1 protein-coding gene and 1 pseudogene are annotated in these 681 nt (G+C 38.3%); both read left to right on the plus strand.

Annotated features, from left to right (window positions below; all coding sequences use genetic code 11):
- Positions 1-106 (plus strand): annotated as a pseudogene (locus F902_RS22350) (replication initiation protein RepM); the annotation flags it as partial.
- Between the two features lie 60 nt (positions 107-166).
- A partial coding sequence (locus tag F902_RS00500) for a plasmid replication DNA-binding protein (RefSeq protein ID WP_228129729.1) occupies positions 167-681 on the plus strand: 515 nt, incomplete at its 3' end.

Raw genomic sequence — 681 nt, forward strand, 5'->3', positions numbered from 1 at the left:
AAGCTATACACAATTTGCAGTTCGAATTGCTGAAATGCTACAACACAAAGAGAGATTTGAAGAACTTCTGCCATATCTTAGAAAGGTAGGATTTAACACAAAATAAACTTCATGTTCAGGTAGGATGTTCATCTAAACATCCTTGTACATGCACTGAGGGATTACATTGAACACAACAAAATTCAGCGTTATGGACGCGAGTAAAGCTTTTAAAAAGTCACGAACAACAATATACGAAGCTATAAAAACTGGTGAATTATCAAGGGATCATGATGGACTCATAGATTTATCTGAACTTATCAGAGTTTATGGAAATCCTATCGGTGTTCAGTCCAGTACACGTACTGAACACGCCCATAAGGATGTACACGTACATGTTCAATCTGAGATTGAACATGTATTGAAAGATCAGATTTCTCTACTCAAAAATCAGTTAGATCTAGCCAACCAAAGAGAAAAGTCTTTGATGCAGCATATAGAAGATTTGACCCACAGAATTGAGTTTAAAGGTCAGCTTGAACAATCAAAGACAGAGCTAGATGAACGTAAAGTTACTACTCATTCTGAAATGACAGGAAATTCTCGACCAGAACCAGAGCCGAAACATGACGGATTGACTACTCCGGTCGAAGCAGAAAATAAGCGGATTCCAGTACCGGAGCACATTGAACAGGAACCGGA

The organism is Acinetobacter higginsii, from assembly GCF_000369525.1.
Classification (GTDB): domain Bacteria; phylum Pseudomonadota; class Gammaproteobacteria; order Pseudomonadales; family Moraxellaceae; genus Acinetobacter; species Acinetobacter higginsii.